This is a genomic window from Pseudohongiella sp., assembly GCF_011050365.1.
Lineage (GTDB): Bacteria > Pseudomonadota > Gammaproteobacteria > Pseudomonadales > Pseudohongiellaceae > Pseudohongiella.
Genome location: NZ_DRFV01000015.1, coordinates 69,681 through 90,243 on the forward strand (window position 1 = coordinate 69,681; position 20,563 = coordinate 90,243).

Genomic DNA, 20,563 nt, shown 5'->3' on the forward strand with positions numbered 1-20,563 from the left:
CCGTCATTCAACGCCACTGATAGGCGTGCGCCTGTCTGGAGACCAGTTCAATCAGATCGCCCATGGTCGCATTGACGTCAATCAGATGCAGGCCCCAGCCTTCATTGATGCTGCCATCCGGATTCAGGACATCGCCACTGATAGTGTCGGTACGCGGGTCATCAGGGTTGGCATTGACCGTGATTTCCAGATACGAAAACTGATCATTACTGACACATTCCGCACTGAGTAGTCCGGGCACGCTGACAAAAGGCGTGCTGATATTGGTGCCATAGCTGCTCGTCCACGGCGTGGGGCCGACGGAGGAAAAACCTTCCGGAGCAACATTGCTGAGATAAGCATCAAGCTCATTGCTGCCCTTGGCCAGCTGCGCCGGGTTGGTACACGCACTGACCGTGCCGTTGCCGTTGCGTCCGAACAGCGCCATTGGAGGCGGTGGATTGGTGGCACGATAGGAGGCATAGGTGATGATGCAGCCCGTCTGATCACCGCGCTCACACAAGGGCATATGTTTAAACGTTCCGCCAACGACCGCATCTTCAGGCACCTGTATGGTCGTGCCCAACAACATGGCGGAGACAATCTGGTCCTCTACATCCTTGCCTTCAATTTCATTTACAATCAGTCGGGTCAGAACGCCGGCGCCCTGGGAGTGGCCTATCAGGACAACGCCACGGCCTTCATTATCGTTCTCGAGGTAGTAATTCCACGCATTCAGCACGTCCTGATAACCCAGTTCCCGGTCAGGCACCAGATCCGAGTCTCCGGTCATATTTGCGCGCAACGCAGTCAGTGTTACCTGCCGGTATAAAGGCGCAAACGCACGGCACTGTGACCCCATCCGGGTAAATTGACTGCGTACCACGTCGTATTCTTCCGGGCCGGCAACCATGTCACTGTTCGCCGTTGCATCCTGCGACACCGTGGGATAAACGTAAAAGCAGTCAACCGGGGCGAACGGGTTGTCCGACCATGGCTCCAGCCCAATGGATCCGTCTGCCTTGACAATGGTTGTACTCATGTCAACTTCACATGCCCGCGAGTTACTGGGCCGGCACAGCCAGTTACTGACATCAGAATAGTCGACAGCCTCGGCTGCCTGGGTGGATGCCAACGGCATCAGGGCGCCGCTCAGCCCAAGCACCAGAGCTCCCAGACTTGTGCCTGGCATCAAGTGTTTGTGGATTGTCATTTAGATTACATCTCCATAGTCGGATAAAAAATTCTCCCAACCAGCATAAGTCACTGATGGGACGCAAACAAGCGAGCGTCATTTTGCGTATCGCCGGTTTTCGCCGAGCGTTTCATATTCTGGGCTCAAACAACTGAACATGCGGGATATTTTCTCCGATCACTGGGATTGTGCGGCAGAACCGGTTAAAGTTGACTAAACCACAGCAAAAGGATTTATTGAAGGATGACAGCGCCCCGTACCAGCCCCTCTTTGTTTCTGTCCGTCATCCCTCTGCTCGTGCTGTTTGCCCTGCTGGGATACAACGTTGCAGTCTATGGTGACGACTCGCTCAGCGGCGCCAACCAGAGCGCATTGATCATCGCCGCTGCCCTGGCGGCAGCCCTGGGTCTGGCCCGGGGCGAAGCGTGGGCCGATATTCAGGACAAGATCATCGACAACATCAAGGCTGCCACGCCGGCCGTGTTGATTCTGTTGATGGTGGGCGCGCTGACCGGCAGCTGGCTGATCAGCGGCATTGTCCCGGCCATGATCTACTACGGCCTGCAGATCTTCAGCCCGACATTTTTTATTGCCAGCGCCTGCCTGATTACCGCGATCGCGGCTGTGGTCATTGGCAGCTCGTGGTCGACGTCGGCGACTCTGGGCGTGGCCTTGATGAGCATCGGTTATGCCATGGGCCTGAACCCGGGTCTGGTCGCTGGGGCGATTGTCTCCGGCGCTTATTTCGGCGACAAAATGTCGCCGCTGTCCGACACCACCAATCTGGCCTCCGGGGTCAGTGGTGTAGATCTGTTTAGCCATATCCGCTATCTCAGTCTGACCGCCCTGCCCTCGATCATCATTACCCTGGTTGTGTATTTCATGCTGGGGTTATTTATGGGGGCTGATGCTGTCGATGTTAACGATACTGACCGCTATCGTGCCCTGATCGCCGAGCAGTTCCGGGTATCACCACTGCTTTTGCTGGTACCGGTAGGCGTGATTTTCCTGATCGTGAAAAAAGTGGCGGCGTTGCCGGCATTGTTCATGGGGGCGCTGGCCGGTGTTGTCTGCGCGGTATTGTTTCAGCAATCGGTGCTGGCCGAGCTGGCGGTGTCCACTGGCGGTCTGTATCAAAGCGTGATGCAGGCACTGTACGGCAGTACCGCCATTGTCTCCGGCGACCCGGTGCTGGATGAACTGCTGAGCACTGGCGGCATGGCCGGCATGCTCAACACTATCTGGCTGATTCTGTCAGCCATGGTGTTTGGTGGCGCCATGGAGGCCGGTGGTTTCCTGGCCCGCATCACCCAGGCTTTGATCAGTCGTGTCAGGTCCGATGCCGGACTGGTGACAGCGACTGGTGCGACCTGTGTTGTGACCAACGTATCAGCATCGGATCAGTATCTGTCAATTGTGGTACCTGGTCGCATGTTCACCGAAGCCTATCGTAAACGTGGGCTGGCGCCGCAAAACCTGAGTCGCACCCTGGAAGACACCGGCACCGTGACCTCTGTGCTGGTGCCCTGGAATACCTGTGGTGCTTACCATGCCAGCGTGCTGGGTGTGGCAACCCTGGCCTACGCACCCTGGGCGTTTTTCTGTTTGTTGAGCCCGGCGATGACACTGATATTTGCCTGGGCGCGAATCCGCATCGCGCGCGTTGAAGATGATCCGGCTATTGACGCTGTCATGAAACCGTCTTCTTGACGTTGCAGACTCGACAGATAACTATCTGACCGAGGATGTTGCATGAAATTGACCCTGCCCGCCCTGCTCGCCGGGGCGATGTTGCTGCCCTTTGTGTCCGTCACCCTGGACGCCGACGCTGACCATTGTGCAGCGCTCAGCGCAAGCAATGCTGAGCAATGCCTGCGTCTCAATCATGTGCAGGTGTTGGGCACCCACAATAGCTACAAGCGTTTCCCGGCACCGGCGTTAGTCTCCCTGCTCAATGCTTATCGTGACGGCTGGGCCGACGACATCAGCTATCAGCACCGGCCGTTGCCGGAACAGCTGGAAGTACTCGGCATCAGACAATTCGAACTCGATGTGTTTGCCGACCCCGACGGAGGCCTGTTTTCACAACCGGCGGGTGGACTGCTGATTGATGACCCGGAGATCAGTCGGATTTCTGAGCGGATGGATGCGCCGGGTCTGAAGGTGCTGCATTCCCAGGATGTCGACTATCGGACTACCTGTTCGACCCTGATCGTATGCCTGACACAGATCCGTGACTGGTCAACACAAAACCCAACGCATCTGCCCATCATGATCATGCTGGAACTCAAGGATGGTGCTCGCCAGGATTGGGGGCCGCTGGTTTATACGACGCCGGTGGCTATCAATACAGATAACATTTTCAGCGTGGATGAGGAAATCTGGCGGGTGTTCGAGCGTTCCCATGTCATCACGCCGGATGATGTGCGTGGCGATTATCCAACGCTCAATGCGGCCGTTATGGAGGGTGGCTGGCCAACCCTGGCCGAGAGTCGTGGCAAAGTTCTTTTTGCCCTGGACAATACCGGTCGTCATTTGAGCGATTATCTGTCGCGTTCGCCCGTGCTGGCGAATCGGGCACTATTCGTGAGCGCAGAGCCGGGCCATCCGGCATCCGGGTTTCTGAAAATGAACAATGTTATTGCCGAGGCTGACACCATCAGCGCTTATGCAGCCCAGGGTTATCTTATACGTACTCGCTCTGATGTGCCCAGCCACGAAGCCCGCACGGGTGATACCACCCGCCGCGACCTGGCGCTGGCAAGCGGTGCCCAATACATCAGTACCGATTATGCGGAGCCGTCGCCACTGGGCTCTGATTATCAGGTTGTGCTACCTGATACCGACGGTGTCGCCCGCTGCAACCCGGTCAGTGCCCCGGCCGCTTGCCGCAGTTCCTGGCTGGATGAATAACGCTGATGAGTAACAGTCAGGCGCGCTTGAACCGGGCCAGATGGGCAAGACTGTCGCGGGTGCTGTTGCGGATGGATACCCAGTCTGCAGCGGCGACGCTGTCAGCCTGAAGCATCCAGGAGCCACCGACGCACAACACATTGGGTAGTGCCAGGTAGTCGCCGGCATTGCTGGCGTTGATACCACCCGTGGGGCAAAAACTCACCCCGGCCAGCGGGGCGGACAACGCCTTGAGTAATGCCGGTCCACCGCAGGCGGATGCAGGAAAGAATTTGAAACAGTCGAATCCCAGCTCCATGCCCCCTAGCACTTCTGATGCGGTACTGACGCCGGGCAGGAATGGCAGTTCCAGTGCCCGTGCGCATTCAGCCAGACTGCTGGTCAGGCCGGGACTGACCGCAAAATCAACATCGACACCGGCGACAGCTTCCATGTCAGCTACCGTGTTGACAGTCCCTGCCGCGACGACCAGGGAAGGTATTGCCTGTTTTACCGCCTGAATGGCCGCCAGGGCTGCCGGTGTTCGCAAGGTGATCTCCACGGCTCCGATACCGGCATCAAACAGCGCCTGACTGATACTGACGGCCTCTGCTTCCGAATTCACTACCAGCACCGGTAATATGGTCAGGCGGTTGAGCTGCTCACGTATGTGTGACATCTGGTTTTGGCTCCCTGAAGAGATGCATGGTTAGTCGAAAACTGAAGCGCCGTTATGGGCGACACCAGCGGCCCGCCTGAAGGTGGAGAACAGCCCTCGTCCCAGACTGTCAGGCAAAGTATCTTCGTCCGGGGTGAAAATGGCAGCATCGCGTGCTTGCAGGATGTCATCATCGACCAGTACCTGTAGCAGGCCAGTGCTGGCGTCAAGTGACAGATGATCTCCGTCCCGAAGCCTGGCAAGTGGTCCTCCATCCAGCGCTTCCGGGCTCATATGAATAGCTGCAGCAACCTTTCCGGATGCCCCTGACATGCGGCCGTCAGTCACCAGGGCGACGCGAAACCCCTGATCCTGGAGTGCCCCCAGGCAAGGCGTCAATTGATGCAGCTCGGGCATGCCGTTGGCCTTTGGACCCTGGAAGCGAACCACGGCAATGACATCCTGCTGCAGTTCACCGGCCTTGAACGCTGCTACCATGTCATCCTGGCTGTCGAAGACGCGACATGGCGCTTCGATATGTTGATGCTCAGGCTTGACGGCTGATGTTTTCACGACCCCTTCGCCCAGATTACCGTGTATCAGCTTCAGTCCACCATGAGCGGAGAATGCATTGTTGATCGGTCGCAGTACATCAAGACGTTGTGATGGCGCGTCGTATTCGACCCACTCGACGTCACCGCTCCCGGTCAGCACTGGCTGTCGGGTATACATGTCCATGCCGTCACCCATCAGGCTGTGAACATCTTCGTTGAGCAGGCCGGCCGAGCGCAGCTCCCGCACCAGATAGGCCATGCCGCCTGCCTGTTGAAATGCATTCACGTCCGCCTCCCCGTTCGGGTAGACACGGGCCAGCAATGGCGTGACGTGTGACAATTCATCCAGGTCTTGCCAGGTCAGGACGATGCCGGCAGCGCGTGCGATAGCCACCAGATGCAAGGTGTGATTGGTTGAACCGCCGCTGGCGAGCAGGGCCACCGCCGCATTCACCAGCGAAGCTTCACAAATCAACTCGGTCAAGGGCCTGGGCTGGTTGCCCTGCTCGGTTGCTGCCAGTACCCGGCGAACTGTCTCTTTGGTCAATGCTTCGCGCAACGGATCGTCCGGGTTGACGAATGAGGCGCCGGCAAGTTGCACCCCCAGCATTTCAACCATGACCTGGTTGCTGTTGGCGGTGCCGTAAAAATTGCAGGTGCCGGGGCTGTGGTATGACCCCGATTCCACTGCCAATAGTTCCTCCCGCTCAGCACGCCCCTGGGCATAGCGCTGTCGCACCTCGGCCTTGGTCTTATTGGGGACACCCGGTCCCATGGGGCCGGCTGGAATGAACCCGGCGGGCAGGTGTCCGAACTGAAGTGCGCCGATCAACAAGCCGGGCACGATCTTGTCGCAAACCCCAAGGCACAGTATGCCATCAAACACATTGTGGCTCAGGCTGACTGCAGTTGCCATGGCGATGACTTCGCGGCTGAACAGGCTGAGTTCCATGCCGGGCTGGCCCTGAGTCACGCCATCACACATTGCCGGCACGCCCCCGGCGACCTGTGCCGTGCAATCATGTTCGGCTGCGGTGGCCTTGATAATGTCAGGGTAGCTCTGTAGCGGCTGATGTGCAGACAACATGTCATTGTAGGCGGTGACGATGCCCAGGTTGGCGGTTTGCATGCCGGCAATACGCGTTTTGTCAGGCGCCGAACAGGCGGCAAATGCGTGGGCTATATTGCCACATGACAGCGTCTTGCGAGGTGGGAACCTGGCCATGGTCCGCTGAGCATTGCTCAGATAGGTCTGCCTTGTTTGCTGACTGCGTGTTCTGATTCGCTCAGTGACGGCTTCAACGGTGGTGTTAATCGTCTGGGGCATAATAGATCTCGGTCAGGGTGGTGTTGTGATGTAGCACTGCGCGCACCGGCATGTCCGTGACAGGACCGGGCGCGAATGCTTCTTCCAGTACCTGTCGTTTGGCTTCGCCGCTGATATACAGTATACGTTGATGTGCTGTCAGGATTGTTCTGAGACTCAGGGTCATTCTCGCCACGGGTGCAGCGTCTTCCTTATTACTCTGTGGCTGAATGGCGCAACAGACCTGTCTGCTGTTACTGGACAGCGCCTCTGTCAGACCTTCCGCATCAGGAAAAAAAGAGGCTGTGTGGCCATCAAGGCCCATGCCCAGCAAAACCATGTCCAACGGCAGGGTCTGGCGAGCGATAATGCCACTCAGGGAGTTGGCTGCCGCGAAAACATCAGTATGCGAGGTTTTCATGCCGATGAAAGTGGCCCGTTGGGCTGCATTCTGAATCAGGCTGTTTTTGACCAGTCTGGCATTGGACTGCGGATGGACTTCGCTAACCCAGCGCTCATCAACCAGACTGACCGTGACCGATTGCCAGGGCAAGGCCTGATGTGACATGTGCTGATAAAAACGCTGTGGCGTGCTGCCGCCTGACAACGCGATAGAGGCCTTGCCACGATCAGCGACACAACCTTTGATACACTCACCGACTTTGGCGCTTAGCGCCTCCAGCAGTGTTGTCTGGTCCTTGAATTCATGCAACTCCCACATCTACATACTCCTGTCTGGCAGTTCAATCCTGCCAGCGTCGGCCATCTCTGGCAATAAGCGCGATACTGTCTGCGGGTCCGTTTGATCCAGCCATGTAGTGTAATGACTTTTGTTTGTTCTGCGTCCAGCCCTCGGCAATATCATCAACCCATTGCCAGGCAGCTTCTACCTGATCAGCGCGCATGAATAGCGTTGAATTGGAGCGCATGACGTCATACAGCAGGCGTTCATAGGCTTCCGGGACTCTGCGCTCGGTAAAGGCTTCGGACAGGGACAGGTCCAGCGACACGTTTTCCATGGGAAAGCTTTCATCCAGGCCAGGGACCTTGTTTAACAGATAAAGCCGAATGCCTTCTTGCGGCTGCAGCTGAATTACCAGACGGTTAGCGCTGTCCTGATGAGTCTGGTCCGGGAAAATGGCATGTGGCAGTTTCTTGAACTGTACAACAATCTCGCAGAAACGCCTTTGCATGCGTTTTCCGGTGCGCATGTAAAATGGGACACCCGCCCATCTCCAGTTATTTATGGAGGCCTTGATGGCGACAAATGTTTCAGTTCCAGAGTTTCCGGTAGCATCGCTTTCGTGCTGATAGGATGGCACTGACTGACCATCGACGGTACCTGCTGTATATTGCCCGCGCACAGTATGGTCGGTGACGTCCCGTCCTGTCAGCGGTGCCAGGCTGCGTAGTACTTTGAGCTTTTCATCGTGTACTGCGCGCGCATCCAATGATGCGGGTGGCTCCATGGCGAGCAGACACAGCAGTTGCATCAGGTGGTTTTGCACCATGTCCCGAAGCGCGCCGGCTTCATCATAGAATGGCCAGCGTCCGCCGGAGCCGATGGTTTCTGCCGCGGTTATCTGTACATGATCAATATAGTTGTTACTCCACAGTGGCTCGAACAGGGAGTTGGCAAAACGAAGTGTCAGCAGGTTCTGGACAGTCTCTTTGCCCAGGTAATGATCAATACGGTAGATCTGATGCTCATTAAAAATATCAGTGAGACTGTTGTTGATGGCGAGAAATGTTTCACGGCTGCTGCCCAGTGGTTTTTCGATGACCAGCCGCATGTTGTCGCGCACCAGCCCGACCGCCCACAGTGACTGACAAATCGGTGCAAAAATGCCGGGTGGTGTCGCCAGATAGGTGACCAGGTCACGGTCCGTGTCGGTAAATACTTTGCGTGCCAGCGCGGATAATTCCGCCTCATTGCTGGCATCCAGCGCATAGTGGGTCAATCGGGTATTGAAGCGTTTCCAGGTGGTTGCGTCGAGTTTCCTGTCCCCCAGTTGTTCCTGCAGCATCTGGCGGGTTTTTTGTGAAAACGCCCTGGCGGTGTGTCTGGTCCGTGACACGCTGATGATTTTCAGACAATCAGGCAGACACTGGTCCAGATCCAGATGATAGAGCGCCGGATACAGTTTGCGGAATGCAAGGTCGCCGTCGCCACCGATTATCAGAAAATCACAGATCATGGTTAACCCCGTCAGTTACTTCAGCAATCGTCCTGCTTTTGGTTTAAACAAGCAAGCTTCTTGCCAGAAAGTAATCTGACGCGGTTAATCCTGTCATTGGTGGCCGGATCAAAAGCGTCCGCGGATACCTACAATGACGTTCCGGCCCGGCAATGGCGCGTAATCTCGCAGGTAGGATGTCGCCACTCTGGCGTCCTCGTTGCCCAGGTTGCGGCCCTGAATGAAGGCCTCCAGTGTATTGGCACCAACGTCGAACTCGTAGGCCACGCGCAGATTCACCATGGTATAACCCGGGGTTGCTGTTTCCAGTGCCGGCACCTTGTCCTGCTTCAGCATACGGTACACGTCAACACCACCCCGCCAGCCACCGAGATGCCAGTCAACACCAGTACTGACCCGTTCCGGAGAGATACGTGGCAAATAGCTGTTGTCCGCCAACCGGGCATTGACGCGGTCATAACCGGCATGCAGGTCGAAGTGACCCCAGTCACTGGTGATCAACTGCCAGACGCCCTGCACTTCCATGCCAGTGATTTCCGCATCCTGTTGCTCGGTTTCGCGCACCGGGAAGCCCAGGGCAACTTCATCTGTGGTCGCCAGGTAGATAAAATCGGCAACGTCCTTGCGAAATACACTGATTTCAAAGTCGAAGAAATCGGCATGACGGTGCAGCGTCAGGTCCCAGGCCTTGGCTGTTTCTGTGCGCAACTCTGCATTACCCTCTTCGTAGCTGAAGGTGGCCAGGTGCGGACCATCAGCAAACAGTTCGGATTGTGACGGCGCCCGCTGCACCCGGGAAAAGTTGACCGAGGCCTGCCAGGTGTCATTGAACTCATAGATACCGCCAATGCTGGCGGAGACATTGCGGAAAGTCCGGCTGTCAACGTCGGCAAGGGCGCCGTGATCATCATGTTCCTCTTCATGCTCGTCATCATGCCCGTGCTCGCGCAGGTTTACCCTGGTGCGCTCGGCACGTGCACCAAGACTGAGCGTAAAGGCGTCCCACTGGCGTTCCTGAAGCACAAATATACCCGTTGAGCGGGTTTCATTGTCAGGGACAAATGCTTCGGCGCCTTCTGCTTCGAAGCGCTCACGTTCAAGTTGCAGGCCAAAAGCGCCTTCCCAGCCCCAGATCGGAACAGTTTCGAACGACAGTCTGCTTTGCAGCGTCTGCACATCAAACACAGTACCTGCGCCGTGTTCATGATCGTGATCGTCGCCTTCATCTTCCTCGTCATGCGCATCCTCGTGCATGCCGCCCATCTCGATCTCGCTATGGGTATAGTCGTTATAGCCCAGACGGAAAGTCGCTCGGCTGATGCCGCGCAGAGGTGAATCCAGGCCTGCTTTTACGTCCCAGCTGCGCTGCTCCATATCAATGTAGGCAAACTCTTCCTCGTCGGCGTGCTCTTCCCCGTCATGTTCATCCTCGTGATCGTGCTCTTCTTCAGCGTGGAAATGGGGTGCCGGGACACCGTACTCGGAGTTGTAGGCACGGAACGAGCCACCTATAAAACCGCGCTCACCGATCCAGCTCAGGCCAGCTGTGCCGGATTGAGACTCGACAAAGCTGTTGAATAACTGGTTGCTTTCGTTGTGGGCTTCGTCTTCATGGGTCTCTTCTTCATGTTCATGGTCGTCGTTGATGCGTGCCTCGCCCGGAATGCGATAGTCGTCAGCCTCCCGCCAGGAACCATCCAGATGCCAGGCAATATTGCCGGCGCCGCCATCGAGTCTCAGTACGCCACTGCGTTCATCGGCAACATTGTCACCGCGAATTTCGAAGCGACCTGTCAGCGGCTCTTCAGCGCGCTGTTCCGGGATCCGGCCGTCAATGATATTGACCACGCCGGCCGAGGCTGACGAACCATATAGCAGCGTCGCCGGGCCGCGCAGAATCTCGATCTGATCGATCAGCATGGGGTCTACCGTCACCGCATGGTCGTCGCTTTGAGTTGAGGTATCGGCGGTAGCCAGGCCGTCTTCCAGAATGCGCACACGGGGACCACCCAGGCCACGGATAATGGGTCTGCCCGAACCGGCGCCGTAAAAACTGGACTGCACGCCGGGTTGCTGTTGCAGGGTTTCACCCAGCGTCATGCCGCGACGGTCGGCCAGGTTTTCACCCACCATGACGTCTACCGGTTGCGCTGATTGCAGCCTGGTGCGGCTCAAGGGCAGCGCCCTGACTATGATTTCTTCCACTTCGGAATAATGCAGGCTGCTGCTTTCCGCTGCCTCCTCTGTCTGGGCACTGATATTGCTGGAGGCAAGTGATAACAGGGCAGAACTCATCAAGGCGGGAACAATGATGGACAACTTCTTGCGATGAACGAACATGGGTTGGCTCCGACGGCTAATTAATATGATATAGCATATCATAATCGTCGGCGCCGGCAAGCGCGAATGTTGCAAGTTTGAAAAAAATGGGTCGATTGACGTAGCTGACTACCGGGATGCTTACCACATCAGGTCATCGGGCACCGGGTAGTCTTTGTAGGGATCGTCTTCCGCCAGCGTGTCATTCTTATAATCGGCAAGGAAGATCACTGCCTCCTGGAAACGCTGCGCAATCTTGTCCGCGATATTTCTGGGTACCAGCACGTATTGGTCGGTTTCCGAGCACACCGCGAGCTGCCCCTGTGCCAACTGATTTTGCTGCCTGGCGCTGACATACAACGATTTGATTTTGTTACTGCGCGGGTCGTTAAAGTTGAAGCGGATATCACCGTCGGACTTGATGCCACTATGTTCAAGCATCTGCCGAACCTGAGCGCGCATTGCTTTCAGGTTTTCGACATCCCGACGCTGCTGGTTGAGTGCGCGGTCGCGCTCGGCCTTGGCAGCGCGCTCCTGTGCCAGTCTGGTCTGGGTCTGGTCAGCAGCTGGTTGCTTGAGTTTGTGCTGCGCGCGGGTTTCCTTGCGCTTTTCCTGCTGTGCCTGTTTCGCCTTTTTCTTGTCTACCAGGCCTGCACCCAGCAATTGTTCCGATAGTGATTTTGCCATGACTGTTTCCAAGCTGTGCCGCGATCCGTAAGAATGTCGCTAGACTACCGCAAACAGTGGAAAATCGACAACTGCCAACGTTGCCAATGATGCTAGGATATGAGCTCTGACTGGCTTGAAGCGAGTTTTTTGTTTGCTGAACCCTGAAACTGACAATCCGGTTGTCGACACTGGTCCGCCTCGAAGTGCGTGGCTGCGGCGAACACTGAATCTTTCGCAGAAAGAAGCCGTGGCATCGTCGACCATGACAGCTACCGGCGACAATTTTTTTAATGCCTTTGCCATCCATCTGCAGGCGTCAGCTGTGCAAATGGGTTGGCTGATGGCCGTGCCGCAGTTGTTTGGCGCACTACTGCAACTGTTGTCGGCCTGGCTGGGTAACTACCTGCCCCGCAAGCCCATGGTGGTGGTGACGGCGGTCGCACAGACCGTTGTGGTCGTGTTACTGGCAGCGCTGGCAGCCAGCCAGCCGGACAACGCGGTACGCTGGCTTATTTTGCTGGCAGTCTTGTACTTTTCCTGCATCAATTTCATTCAGCCACAGTGGCGAGCCTGGATGGGCAGCATCGTGCCCCAGCGACGGCGCGGCGCGTTTTTTGCCGCGCGCACACGCTTGACCATGATTGCGTCGTTGCTGGTGTTTATCGGTGGCGGCATATTGCTGACCTTTAGTGAGCGTGCAGAGATGGCGTGGCTGGGTTTTACCCTGCTGTTCAGTCTTGCTGCTATCGGCCGTGCGATGTCTGCACGATTGCTGGCATTGATGCATGATCCGGATCCCCGGCCCCATCCTGAGCGGCGCAAAGGATTTCGTCAAAGTATGCAGCAGCTCTATCAGTCCCTGCACGACAAGACCTTTCGTGATTACAGTTTTTTTGTCGCCGGCATGCAGGGTGTGGTCGCGATTTCTGCGCCCTTTTTTGCGTTATACATGCTGCGTGACCTGGGCTTCACCTATCTTGAGTACAGCCTCAATGCAATCGCATCGATAGTGACCCAGTTCCTGATGTTGAGTTTTTGGGGACGATTTACCGACCGGTTTGGCAACCGTCTGGTCATGCGCTTTTGTTGTCTGACAATACCGCTAATCCCGTTGCTATGGCTGGTTTCTGCCAATTTTTATTATTTGCTGCTGGTGCAAATGGTGTCGGGTCTGGTCTGGAGCGGGTTTACGCTGAGTACAGCCAACTACCTGTATGATATCCGTCCCGGTAAAAGCGACTTCGCTGTGTATGCTGCTACCCAGTCTGCACTGGGCGCCAGCATGGTGTTCGTGGGAGCACTGGCCGGCGGGTATATTGCCGCCGGTTCGACGCAACTGGTGCTCGCCTGGGACTGGCTGAGCGGGATTGGTAGCCCGCTGTTTGTTGTGTTTTGTGTCAGCGCGGGTCTGCGTGCAGTCATTTCGGTCTGGTTCTGGGCTCGTGCTGTTGAGCCCAGGCTTCGTCGACGGCCACGGTTTCTGCAGATTATTTATCGCGTGTCCCGCTTCAATGCCATTTCAGGTGTGACTCTGGACTGGCTGAGTGTGACCAGCCGCAATCGACCTGGCGACATTCCCGGCTCTTCAAATGACAATGAGGATATTCATGAACGAGATTCTGACCGCCCATCCTGAGTGTGACAGACGCACCCTGCTGCCGACCCTGGCGGCCATTCACGTCAGCATTGCCCTGCTCTGCAGTTTGCTGCTGACATCCAGAGTAATGGCGCAGGCAAATGCCGGGATTGAAGAATTACCCTACGCCCGGGCTGCCATTGAGGCCACTGGCTACCAGGGCACGATGTTGCTCTATGACCTGAATCGGGAACAGTACTACGCGGCCAATGCTGGCAATGTCACACAAGCACACATCCCCGCTTCCACGTTCAAGATCATGAGTTCGTTGATTGCGATCGAAGCGGGATTGGTGGCGACTGCCGACACGGTCCTGCCCTGGGATGGTGTCACTCGGGGGCGCACAGCAACCAATGCCGACCTGACATTGCGTGATGCGTTTCAGCTGTCATCGGTGCCCCACTATCAGGCGTTGGTGCGTGCCGTTGGCGCGCCGGCCATGCAACGCGCACTGTCGGACATCGCATACGGTAATCAGAATATCAGCGGTGGCATTGATCAATTCTGGCTGACCGGTGAGCTGCGGATTTCACCCGCCCAACAGATAAGCCTGTTGCGCCGGCTGCACGATGAACAACTGCCCTTCTCTACTGACACCATGCAGACCGTGAAAGACATCATGGTCATTGAGTCAGGCGAGGACTATGTGTTGCGAGCCAAGACCGGCCTGGCAATATCGGAAGATGATCGGCACACTGGTTGGTGGGTGGGCTGGGTCGAGCACGATGGCAATGTTACATTCTTTGCCACCGTGCTCACCGCCACCGCACCGGATTCAGGTTTTATTCCGGCGCGGCTGTCCGTGACCAGAGACGTTCTGCATGAACTGGAGGTTTTGCCTGCCGCCACTCACAATTAAATGGGAGGCATGTCACCAAGCGTTCAGCCCGCTGGAGCGACCGGGGGTTTTGGCGCCAATGGCGCCCGCGTGTCCAGCGGATCTTTGCTGCTCAATGGATCTGCTGGATCAACCGGATCTGCCGCGTCATCATTCAACTTGAAGCGGAACACGTACTGGACGTTATCTACTGCCACCGCTTCGCCATCAACAGTTCTCGGACGGAACTGAAATTTCTCTGCAGCGTTGACAGCGCTGTTATTAAAAATATCTGCAGGCTCAGCTTCAATCACGCTGATTGAACTGGCCGGTACGGCACCGTCAGCACCAACGGTAAAACGAACGTGCACCCAACCTTCAATACGTCCTTCGGCGGCTACACGCGGGTAAACGGGCGTTTCAGAATGAATAGGCAGCATTTCCTCGGTGACACTGCGGGTTGCGGGCGCCGGTCTCTGGGTCTGGGCAGCGGTTTCCTGAGCTGATAACAGCTGTGTGGTGCTCAATGCGGCGAGCATGGTGGTTGATATCAGGCCCAGGGCCAGGGCTGATCGTTTGATCTGCTTTTTCAATACGGTTGATTGCATTTTATTGTCCTCAAGCACATGGCTTATTCTGATTGTCAGTGAGTTGTGGTCGAGCATGGGTTGCATCAGCGGATCGCTGGTGCGCTGACGGTGCCTGGCATGTCGACACCGGGTAGCGACGTCTAGCAGGCTTTCCGCATAATCAGTATCACAGCGGCCAGCCGCCAGTACGGCGCTGTCGCAACTGTGTTCAGACTGGTCGCGCAGGTGTCTCAGGGCGAGCCAGACCAGGGGATTAATCCAGTACAGGCTGGCCACCAGATAGGCCAGCAGTGTCGTCAACCAGTCCAGGCGTTTGATATGTGATAACTCGTGCAACAGCACATCGGTCATGATGGATTCGTTCCAGTCACGTGCCTGCAACGGCAACAAAATGACAGGCCTGAGCAGGCCGAATGAAACCGGTGAATCGATTGCGGCACTGATGCGCACTTGCACCCGCCGCGACACGCCGAGGGCCGGCTTGAGCTTCTGCAACAATTTCAGGGTAACAGCGTCGATGTTTGGATCGGCCATCTGAAATAGCTGGCGTGATTTGTATAGGGCAACAATCAACCTGCCCAGTAGCAGGGAAAGTGGCAGCAGATAGGCGACAAGCAAGACCGTGCCTGCTTGCATAAACGTGCCGGGTGACATATCAGGCCTGACGGTCAGTTCGATTAACGACACCGGTGTAACCATGCCCCCTGCTCCGGCGCTGTCGGGCCACCATGCCGTCAGGGCCGGAAGCCATGGCAGCAACGCGAGGCAAAGCAGTGCGTTTAACCAGACAAGATGTCGACTGGCACTGCCAAGTCGGCGCCCTATCAAGCGGTCAATCAGCACGAATGCGCAAAGCAGACCCACTGACTTGACCAGATTATCCAGTAGCAACTGCAAGGCGGGCATTTGCAAAAAGGGGGTAGCAAGTAGTTGGCCGGCTTCAGCCATCCAGATCGAATTGTCCATGGTCGTCACCTGTTATTTTTTATCGTTCTGAGTTTTCTTGCGTGCCTGAATCATGGCTTTCAGTTTGTCCAGTTCCTGATCCGACAAGTCATTGATCGACATGTCCAGCAAGGAGTTCACTGCCAGATAGGGTGAGTCATCAAAAAAGGTTTTCACCACATTGCCCAATGCCGAACGTGACGCTTTCTCTCGGGCAATCAACGGAAAATAGACGTATTTCAACCCGCTTTCGCGGTGATCGACATGACCTTTTTCTACAAGCTTGCCCAGCAATGTGCGCACCGACGAGTAACCGGGGGCATCGTCCATGTTGTGCATGACATCTTTGGCACTGGCCTGTCCAAGGCGATACAGTATGTCCATGATCTGTCGTTCCCGGCGGCTGAGCTGGTCTGCTTGAGTCATTGGTTTATTCCTGGTCGTTCCATTCGTTGTTTAAAATCTGTAAGCAAAGGTGTTAAATAATTAGCACCTGTGGGCCAAAATAACACAAGGGGCAGAATAAGCAAGCCCTTATGTTAATTTATTAGCACAAGCTGGATTGTCGCCCGAGACGCGGTCAGCAAAGGACCCCGCGGGCACAGTTCACCGCACGCGTGTCAGTCATATACCACGTTGCGAATAACTGCATCGTAATCGCTGACACCCCGACGGAACGCCGCTTCCGGCACCCGCTCATCGTTGCCATGCACACCGGTATGTTCTCCGTCATCGGTGATCAGTGGATTAAACCCATAACTGATGATACCGAGATCGCGGGTGAAATGACTGTCGGTAAAGCCTGTGGTGACAGATGGCAGCACGCGGGATCCGGGGTGAAGCTCTGCGGTGACATTCTGAATGGCCTGATACAGACGCGAATTGGTGGTAGAGATTGCCGGTGTAAATGCCATGATCACATCGACGGTGACACCGGTATGTTCGACCAGCGCCGTAAGCTCCTCAACAAACTGACCGGCGGGTTTATCCGGCAGAATCCGGCAATCCAGTTCTGCCCAGGCTTCCGGAGCGACCACATTGATCTTGTTGGAGCTTTCCATACGGGTCATCGAACAGGTGTCGCGAATCAGGGAGTGATGTCCCGGTCGCCTTTCATGCAGACGTTGTACGAAGGCCGGATCCTGAATCGATTGACGGATATCGGCGTAGTTGTCTGCCCATTCAGGGCCCTGTGCCAGCGACATACCCGCAAAATAGTCCTCTACCGGCGGAATGATGCGTGGTGGGAACGGGTTTTCAATCAGCGTGTTCAAGGCACGGACGACGCGGGTCATCGAACTGGTGGTGCGCGGCGATGAGCCGTGGCCTGGCTCATCAACCGCCGTCAGGCGCAGCCAGACCGGGACTTTCTGTGTCACTTCTACACCAAAGACAATTTCACCATCGCTGCGGCTTCCGCCACCGCCTTCGTTAAGCAGAATACCGGCACCGTCAAAAATTTCCGGATGGTTGTCAATCAGCCAGCCGACACCAAAGGCACCGCCCGCCTCTTCATCTGCGGTGGCCAGAAACACGACATCGCGATTCAGGGGTTCACCGGAGGCGTGCAACTGCAAAAAAGCGACCAGTTGGGCAATGCCCAGTCCCTTCATGTCACGCGTACCCCGACCGTAGATATAACCATCATCAAGATTGCCTGCCAACGGATCAAACGACCAGTACTGGCGATCCGCCGGCACCACATCAGTATGCTGCAGCAGAATCAGTCCCGGCTCATTTCCGCCCGGCAAACGCGCCCAGATATTGCCACGTCCCGGCGCACTCTCTGCGGTTTCATAAGCAATCCCGGCGGCGTCAAAAATACGCGCGTAAAACTCTACTGCACGGTATTCGTTGCCCGGGGGATTGATGGTGTCAATCTGAATAAATTCCTGCAGCCAGGCGACGGCCTGATCACTGGTTTCAATGTCAATCTGGGCACTCAGAGGCGCTGCCGGAATCATTAATGCTGCAGCTAAAAACCATGGTTTGACAATCACATTGAACTCCTGGTTATCCGTAATATGAAGACGCGGGTATGGCCTGAGTATAGTGCAATGATGCCTAGCATTCACTCAGGCTGATGGGAATATTCACTGCCAGACCGCCATCGGATGTTTCCTTGTAGCGGCTACTCATGTCCTGAGCGGTGTCCCACATGGTTTTCACGACCCCGTCCAGTGAGACTTTTGCCTGGGATGGATCACTGTGCAGCGCCAATTGGGAAGCGGTAATCGCCTTGATTGCACCCATGGTGTTGCGCTCGATGCAGGGTACCTGGACCAGTCCGCCAATCGGATCACAGGTCATGCCAAGGTGATGTTCCATAGCGATTTCTGCCGCCATCAGGCATTGTTCAGGATTGCCGCCCAGCAATTCGGTCAAACCGGCAGCAGCCATGGCTGATGACACCCCGATTTCTGCCTGGCAACCACCCATGGCCGCCGAAATGGTCGCCCGCTTCTTGAAAATGCACCCTATCTCGGACGCCGTAAACAAAAACCGGGTAATCAATGCCGGGTCAGGTGCCTGCTGATTAAACTGTTTGTTGAACGTCAGCAAATATTGAAGTACGGCCGGGATGACGCCAGCAGCACCATTCGTGGGAGCAGTGACCACGCGTGCAAACGCCGCGTTCTGCTCATTGACCGCCAGGGCAAAACAGCTGACCCAATCCAGGGTATAGGCAAACCCCTCACCGCTGTCGCGGATGGCCTGTCGCCACCCTTCATAGTCGCTATAGGTCGCCGTTTTCAACAGTCGCTCGTTGAACAGTGATGCCCTTCTCTTGACTTGCAGACCACCCGGTAAGGTACCGCCGGTGTGGCATCCCTTGAACATGCATTCACTCATGACCTGCCAGATCTTCATGATCGCCTGTTCCGTGTCAGCGGCGGAGCGCCAGGCTTTTTCATTCTCAGCGACCACGCCAGAAATGGGTAAACCGGTTTCGCGGCACCAGCGGGACAACTCAGTGGCCGACTCGATTGGATACGGCAGCGATGTCTGCGCGCCCATGCTTTTGTTGCTGTCGTTCTCCTGCATGACAAATCCGCCACCAACCGAATACCAGATCTCATTTATGACAGAGCCATCTTTCAGTTGCGCACAGAACTCTATGCCGTTGGGGTGAAACGGCAGTATTTGCTCCTTCAGGAAAATAATGTCTTTGGCCGGATCAAACGGCAATTCGTACCGTGCATTCAAGCTCAGAGTTTTGCGTTGGCGAATGTTTTTGATGGTCGGCGCTATCTGCTCGATCTCGCAGGCAACCGGATCTTCGCCGCTCAGGCCCATCATTAACGCAATATCGGTGCCATGGCCTTTCCCGGTCTTGGCGATGGAGCCATAGAGCTTGATTTGCAGCGAGGCCAGTTGGCCAAGCGTGTCGTTTATGCTTGACATAAAGCGCGTTGCGGCACGCCATGGCCCCAGCGTATGCGAGCTGCTGGGGCCGACACCAACCTTGAAGATATCGAGAACGGACAGTGATTCCATGTTATCCAGTTTAGGGTTTGACAGCGGGAAATGCTACCGGTCCCTGCGATCAGGCAGTGCCATGGTGGCATTGCCTGGGTAACCTTGGGTATGGCCTCAGCCAAAGTCCTGTTTGCTCATCCAGGGAATGATGCGCTCGAATGCCTCTTCGATATTCGCCAGCGATGTCGAATAACTCAGACGCAGGGCGTTGTTACAGCTGCTTCCGAAGGTCTCGCCGGGAATGGTACAGACGCCGGTCTCCTTAAGTAGCCGCAGCGCCACGTTGGTGCCATTGACCCCTTCCGGTAATGCGGGAAAGAGGTAAAAGGCGCCCTCCGGCTTATAGCCGGTCAGGTGCGGCGTCTGCTCTACCAGTTCCACCAAACGGTCACGCCGTCGGGTGTATTCGGCCAGCATATGATCGGTAAACCCGGTGCCACCATTCAGAGCCGCCACGCCGGCCCACTGAAAGGGCGTGTTCGCCACCGTGGTGGTGAACATGTGATAGCGCCGCAACTTCTTGATGGCTGCCTGACTGGCAATCAGCCAGCCAATGCGCATACCCGCCATACTGTAGGTCTTGGAGAAACTGCTAACCACCATGACATGGTCCAGGTCACTGCAGCATGACAGCACCGAGGGGTACTCCTTGCCGTCGTATATCAGGTGGTCATACACCTCATCACTGATCACATGAATACCGCGGTAGGCGGCCTCTTCCAGGATTGCTTCCAGCGTTTCCCTGGGGTACAGAGTGCCGGTCGGGTTGCTGGGCGAATTAAGCACAATGGCGTGGGTATGAGGTTCTATCGCGTCGATCACTTCGTTGGGATCGAGTTGATGGTTGTTCTCGGCCCGGGTCGGAATTTCAGTGACCTCACCACCGTTCATGCGAATCAGAGGTGCATACAGCATGAAAGCCGGGTCGGGCACAATAAAGTGGCGGCCGGGCGCCGCAACGGCTGTCAACGCCAGATATATCGCCTCGGTGGCGCCGGTGGTAATCAGGATATTTTCCATCGTCAGCTCGCGCTGATATCGGCCACCATAATAACTTGCCAGGGATTCCAGCAGTTCCGGCAGGCCGGCATCCATGGTGTACCCGGTCTGCCCGGCCTGCAGGGCCTCAACCGCAGCATCCACCACGTTTCTGGGCGCCGGCAAATCCGGCTGGCCAATCGACAGGTGAATGACATCATCAAGGCTGGAGGCCAGATTGACCATTTTGCGAATGCCGGGAATGGGAATAGTCAGCAGTGCCGGATTCCACACCGGGTCTTCGGATTCGTACAGATCGATATCACTTGTGCCAAGTGCCATAAAAC

General features: G+C 56.1%; 16 protein-coding genes. 4 read left to right on the plus strand and 12 right to left on the minus strand.

Translation table 11 applies throughout. The annotated features are described in order from the left end of the window. Window positions 1-7: 7 nt before the first annotated feature. Window positions 8-1,192 carry a DUF3089 domain-containing protein gene (locus tag ENH71_RS11970; protein WP_294129921.1) on the minus strand — a complete coding sequence of 395 codons (1,185 nt, stop codon included), beginning with the start codon at window positions 1,190-1,192 and terminating at the stop codon, window positions 8-10. A 225-nt stretch (window positions 1,193-1,417) separates the two neighbouring features. Here ENH71_RS11970 and nhaC point away from each other — a divergent pair, with 225 nt between their 5' ends. Continuing rightward, entirely contained in the window at window positions 1,418-2,884 is a 1,467-nt protein-coding gene (gene nhaC / locus ENH71_RS11975) for a Na+/H+ antiporter NhaC (protein WP_294129919.1), read from the plus strand. A 42-nt stretch (window positions 2,885-2,926) separates the two neighbouring features. Next, entirely contained in the window at window positions 2,927-4,087 is a 1,161-nt protein-coding gene (locus ENH71_RS11980) for a phosphatidylinositol-specific phospholipase C1-like protein (RefSeq protein ID WP_294129917.1), read from the plus strand. A 16-nt stretch (window positions 4,088-4,103) separates the two neighbouring features. Here ENH71_RS11980 and eda read toward each other — a convergent pair whose 3' ends face one another. The 6 genes from eda to ENH71_RS12010 all read right to left on the minus strand — a co-directional run bounded on the left by eda (window position 4,104) and on the right by ENH71_RS12010 (window position 11,788). Beyond that, on the minus strand, window positions 4,104-4,745 hold the full coding sequence (gene eda / locus ENH71_RS11985; RefSeq protein ID WP_294129915.1) for a bifunctional 4-hydroxy-2-oxoglutarate aldolase/2-dehydro-3-deoxy-phosphogluconate aldolase: 642 nt from the start codon (window positions 4,743-4,745) through the stop codon (window positions 4,104-4,106). A 30-nt stretch (window positions 4,746-4,775) separates the two neighbouring features. After that, on the minus strand, window positions 4,776-6,593 hold the full coding sequence (gene edd, locus ENH71_RS11990; protein ID WP_414704678.1) for a phosphogluconate dehydratase: 1,818 nt from the start codon (window positions 6,591-6,593) through the stop codon (window positions 4,776-4,778). Further along, the gene (pgl, locus tag ENH71_RS11995; protein WP_294129911.1) at window positions 6,589-7,305 is read right to left on the minus strand and encodes a 6-phosphogluconolactonase; all 717 of its coding nucleotides are present in this window, start codon (window positions 7,303-7,305) and stop codon (window positions 6,589-6,591) included. The genes edd and pgl overlap by 5 nt, the downstream gene beginning before the upstream one ends. A gap of 22 nt (window positions 7,306-7,327) precedes the next feature. Next, window positions 7,328-8,782, minus strand: coding sequence for a glucose-6-phosphate dehydrogenase (gene zwf, locus ENH71_RS12000; RefSeq protein WP_294129910.1), 1,455 nt, complete (start codon window positions 8,780-8,782; stop codon window positions 7,328-7,330). A gap of 108 nt (window positions 8,783-8,890) precedes the next feature. Continuing rightward, the gene (locus ENH71_RS12005; RefSeq protein WP_294129909.1) at window positions 8,891-11,122 is read right to left on the minus strand and encodes a TonB-dependent receptor; all 2,232 of its coding nucleotides are present in this window, start codon (window positions 11,120-11,122) and stop codon (window positions 8,891-8,893) included. A 120-nt stretch (window positions 11,123-11,242) separates the two neighbouring features. Further along, window positions 11,243-11,788 (minus strand): DUF2058 domain-containing protein, encoded by a 546-nt coding sequence (locus tag ENH71_RS12010; RefSeq protein WP_294129907.1) that lies wholly within the window; start codon window positions 11,786-11,788, stop codon window positions 11,243-11,245. Window positions 11,789-12,017: 229 nt separating this feature from the next. Here ENH71_RS12010 and ENH71_RS12015 point away from each other — a divergent pair, with 229 nt between their 5' ends. Continuing rightward, window positions 12,018-13,406 carry an MFS transporter gene (locus tag ENH71_RS12015; RefSeq protein WP_294137843.1) on the plus strand — a complete coding sequence of 463 codons (1,389 nt, stop codon included), beginning with the start codon at window positions 12,018-12,020 and terminating at the stop codon, window positions 13,404-13,406. Then, a complete protein-coding gene (locus tag ENH71_RS12020) occupies window positions 13,378-14,265 on the plus strand; it encodes a penicillin-binding transpeptidase domain-containing protein (RefSeq protein WP_294129905.1) in 888 nt (295 codons plus the stop codon). The genes ENH71_RS12015 and ENH71_RS12020 overlap by 29 nt, the downstream gene beginning before the upstream one ends. Before the next feature lie 23 nt (window positions 14,266-14,288). Here the strand turns inward: ENH71_RS12020 and ENH71_RS12025 are convergent, their stop codons facing one another. From ENH71_RS12025 to ENH71_RS12045, 5 genes are all read right to left on the minus strand, one after another. Further along, a complete protein-coding gene (locus tag ENH71_RS12025; RefSeq protein ID WP_294129903.1) occupies window positions 14,289-15,779 on the minus strand; it encodes a M56 family metallopeptidase in 1,491 nt (496 codons plus the stop codon). Window positions 15,780-15,791: 12 nt separating this feature from the next. Beyond that, complete coding sequence (locus ENH71_RS12030; protein ID WP_294129901.1) at window positions 15,792-16,184, minus strand: BlaI/MecI/CopY family transcriptional regulator; 393 nt, start codon at window positions 16,182-16,184, stop codon at window positions 15,792-15,794. A 194-nt stretch (window positions 16,185-16,378) separates the two neighbouring features. Next, on the minus strand, window positions 16,379-17,758 hold the full coding sequence (locus ENH71_RS12035) for a M20/M25/M40 family metallo-hydrolase (RefSeq protein WP_294129899.1): 1,380 nt from the start codon (window positions 17,756-17,758) through the stop codon (window positions 16,379-16,381). A 64-nt stretch (window positions 17,759-17,822) separates the two neighbouring features. Beyond that, a complete protein-coding gene (locus ENH71_RS12040) occupies window positions 17,823-19,256 on the minus strand; it encodes an L-serine ammonia-lyase (protein ID WP_294129897.1) in 1,434 nt (477 codons plus the stop codon). Window positions 19,257-19,352: 96 nt separating this feature from the next. Then, complete coding sequence (locus ENH71_RS12045) at window positions 19,353-20,558, minus strand: pyridoxal phosphate-dependent aminotransferase (RefSeq protein ID WP_294129895.1); 1,206 nt, start codon at window positions 20,556-20,558, stop codon at window positions 19,353-19,355. Between the last annotated feature and the right edge of the window lie 5 nt (window positions 20,559-20,563).